The sequence below is a fragment of the Methanobrevibacter cuticularis genome, assembly GCF_001639285.1.
Taxonomy (GTDB): Archaea; Methanobacteriota; Methanobacteria; order Methanobacteriales; family Methanobacteriaceae; genus Methanobaculum; species Methanobaculum cuticulare.
The window spans coordinates 1-4,101 of the sequence record NZ_LWMW01000160.1; the positions used below are offsets into that span (position 1 = coordinate 1).

At 25.5% G+C, this 4,101-nt stretch carries 2 protein-coding genes; both read left to right on the forward strand.

Features of this window, described 5'->3' with window-relative positions; translation table 11 throughout:
• The first annotated feature begins 443 nt into the window (after positions 1-443).
• A complete protein-coding gene (purD, locus tag MBCUT_RS10140) occupies positions 444-1,754 on the forward strand; it encodes a phosphoribosylamine--glycine ligase (RefSeq protein WP_067260700.1) in 1,311 nt (436 codons plus the stop codon).
• Between the two features lie 437 nt (positions 1,755-2,191).
• Positions 2,192-3,094, forward strand: coding sequence for an ornithine carbamoyltransferase (gene argF, locus MBCUT_RS10145; RefSeq protein WP_067260703.1), 903 nt, complete (start codon positions 2,192-2,194; stop codon positions 3,092-3,094).
• Positions 3,095-4,101 lie beyond the last annotated feature (1,007 nt).

Genomic DNA, 4,101 nt, shown 5'->3' on the forward strand with positions numbered 1-4,101 from the left:
AATTATAATTAATTAAATTTAATATAATTCAGAATATTTTTATAAACACTTAATAAAACATTTTTCAATAAAATATAATTCTAAAATTATAATTAATTAAATTTAATATAATTCAGAATATTTTTATAAATACTTAATAAAATTTAATATATAAATATATTTTAATTAATAATATAAATAGTTAAATTAGATTAAAAATTAAATTATTTTAATTTTAATTATTTTAATAATAATATGATTCTGAAATAATAATACTATAATTCTGAAATAATAATACTATAATTCTGAAATAATAATACTATAATTCTGAAATAATAATATGATTCTAAAGTAATAATACTATAATTCTGAAGTAATAATATTATAATTCTGAAGTTTATAAACAAGATGGATATTGGAATATACTATGAAATAATATGAAATTAGTTATTTGGAGTGTTAAAATGAAAGTATTGGTTGTTGGAACAGGTGCAAGAGAACATGCTATTTGTGAAGCATTAAAAGAAGATGTTGAATTATATTCATATATGTCTAATAAAAATCCAGGGATAGCTAAAATAGCTACCTTTAAACAAGGTGATGAAGGAGATATAAATAAAGTGGCTGAATATGCAGTAGAAAATAACATTGATATGGCTGTTATAGGTCCAGAAGCTCCTCTTGGAAAAGGAATAGTGAATGAACTTGAAAAAAATGGGATCGATTGTGTTGGTCCAAATATGGAAGCTGCTAAAATTGAAACAGACAAATCATTTATGAGAAATCTATTTGAAACACATGATATTGAAGGTTCATTGGTTTACAAAGTTTTTGATAACTACAATGATATTAGCATATTTCTTGACAATTTTGATAAAGATGTTGTAGTAAAACCTGTTGGTTTAACTGGTGGTAAAGGTGTTAAAATAGTTGGTGAACATCTTAAAAATAATCAAGAAGCTAAAGAATATGCTAAAGAAGTTATGGATAATAAAATGGGAGGATTCCCACAAGTTATTATTGAAGAAAGATTGATTGGAGAAGAGTTTACAGTGCAGGCCTTTTCAGATGGAGAACATTTAGCCCCAATGCCTGCAGCTCAAGATCATCCATATGCTTTTGAAGGTGGAAAGGGACCAATTACCGGAGGGATGGGTTCTTATTCTGATAAAAATGGAATCTTACCATTTTTAACTCAAGATGAATATGATAAAGCTGTAAAAATCATGGAAGAAACTATAAAAGCTATAAGTAAAGAAACTAGACCTTATAAAGGAATTCTTTACGGCCAATTTATGCTTTGCAAAGATGGTCCAAGACTCATAGAATATAATGCGAGATTTGGAGATCCTGAAGCTATGAATGTTCTTAGTATTATGAAAACCCCTATGATTAAAGTTTGTCAAGCTATTATAGATGGAAACTTGGAAAAAGTTGAATTTGAAAATAAAGCATCAGTTTGTAAATATATTGTTCCAGATGGATACCCTGAAACAGAACATAACAATGAATTAATAGAAGTTGATGAAGAAAAAATCAATAGTATGGGAGCAAAAGTATTTTATGCCGCTGTAAATCAAAAAGAAGATGGGATCTATACTTCCTCATCTAGAGCTATTGGAATTGTAGGAATTGGAAATACAATAGCTGAAAGTGAAGCTATTTCAGAGAAGGCATGTGAATACGTATCTGGAAACTTATATCATAGAAGAGATATAGGAACAAAAGAGTTAATTCAACAAAGAATAGATCATATGAAAGAAATAAGAGAATAATAAATAATGTCTAGAATAATAAATAATGTCTAGAATAATAAATAATGTTTAGAATAATAAACAATGTCTAGAATAATAAACAATGTTCAGAATAATAAATAATGTTCAGAATAATAAATAATGTTCAGAATAATAAATAATGTTCAGAATAATAAATAATGTTCAGAATAATAAATAATGTTCAGAATAATAAATAATGTCTAGAATAATAAATAATGTCTAGAATAATAAATAATGTCTAGAATAATAAATAATGTTTAGAATAATTAATAATGTTTAATAGATAAATGATGAATATGATGGTATTGATTGAGAAAAAAACTAGCAAATTATTAATATGATAAAGGAGTAATACTAATTATTATTTTATATAATATTATTAAAATATTTTGTTTAAATCATTTATTAGCTGTTAATTATTATGAAGGTGCCTTAAAATGAGAAGCCTATTATCAATTTGTGATATAAAAAACGAAGTTCCTGATATATTAAAATTAGCTAAGGAATTTAAAGAAAGAAAAATAAAAAACAAACCTCTTGAGGGGAAATCATTAGCTATGATCTTCCAGAAATCATCCACAAGAACTAGGGTTTCTTTTGAAGTAGGAATGTATGAATTAGGTGGAAACTCTCTGTTTTTATCTTCAGATGAATTACAGATGGGAAGAGGAGAACCAATTTCAGATACAGCGAAAGTTCTCAGTCGTTATGTTGATGGAGTTATGATAAGAGCTGTTGAACATGAAGATGTTGTAGAATTCCGTGATAAATCAGATGTTCCAATAATAAGTGGACTCACTAATCTTGAACACCCTTGCCAAGTTTTAGCAGATATGCTAACAGTTAAAGAATATTTAGGGAATTTTGATGGAAAATTCACTTATGTTGGAGATGGGAACAATGTTTGTAACTCATTAATTCTTATTTGTGCTTGTTTAGGTATGGATATAGCTATTGCTTGTCCTTCAGGATATGAACCAAACCAAGAAATCGTTAAAAAAGCAAAAAAAATAGCTAATGAATTTGGCTCAAAAATCATAATTACTAATGATATTGAAACAGCTGTAAATAATGCAGTAGTAGTATATACTGATGTTTGGGTTAGTATGGGTGATGAAGAAGAACAATTAAAACGGATGAATGACTTCAGAAAATACCAAGTTAACTCTCAACTTATGAAATTAGCAAGTGAAAATGCAATATTCATGCATTGTTTACCAGCTATTCGTGGACAAGAAGTTGAATCTGAAGTTATTGATGGGCCACAATCAGTCATAATTGATCAAGCTGAAAATAGACTACATGCTCAAAAAGCTGTGCTTTATTATTTCTTAAAATAAAAAGGATTTTAAGATATTTTATTAATAAAATAACCCCCCATATAATTAACTTTTAATGAAATAAATGCCAGTTAACCATTTATAGCGTATATATTTTACACTTTTTAGGTTTTCAACTTTACATATTTTTATATTTCAATTTTATAATATCATTAGGGTGCTAGATTTTTTGTATTTTTTTGAGTGATTTTCAATCTTGTTTTTCTTATTTTCCCAGTTTTATAATTTTTGTTTCAGAAAGTGCAACATATTCTTTTGGTATAGAAGTAATAAAGTGCGATTTCAACTGAAAAATTAATATATGGAAATATTAGACATTGAAAAGTATATAGTATTGAATTTAAGAATATTCAAAAATATATAGCATTGAATAATTTTTTTTTATTTCCATCAATAAATGCTTCAATAATGGATAAATTTGGAAAATTTTCTCTGAAAACTAGAGAATTTATCTGTCTTTTAGCTGAAAATTTAGTTGTTATCATATTTATTTAACTATAATAACACAAACAATAGAATCAATTCTTATTTTTATTATGACTCTTCAAAAAATGGAGTTGATTTTTTTATTAGATAAAATTAGAGGGAAAAAAATAATAAAAAAAAATGGGTAGAAAATAAATAACTTCTCCCCAAAAAAATGATTAATTCTTCTTTTTTTAGAAACAATCATTCTAAATATGGTTAAAAATACTATGGTTAAAAATACTAATATAATAGCTATTATCAGTATTTCTATATTTTTTCATAGTAGCCTGGTAGCTACTAAATCATTACTTCTTTTATTAATATTATCATTGTTGTCTATATGTTTCTCTCATAACATTATAGTCCAACTTTATAGTCAATAACATTAATATAATAGCTATTATCAGTATTCCTGTATTTTTTCATAGTAGCTAATAAAGCTACTGGATTATTACTTCTTTTATTAGTATTATCTTTATCATTGTTGTCTATATGTTTCTCTCATAACATATAGGCCAACTTTATAGTTAATAACATTA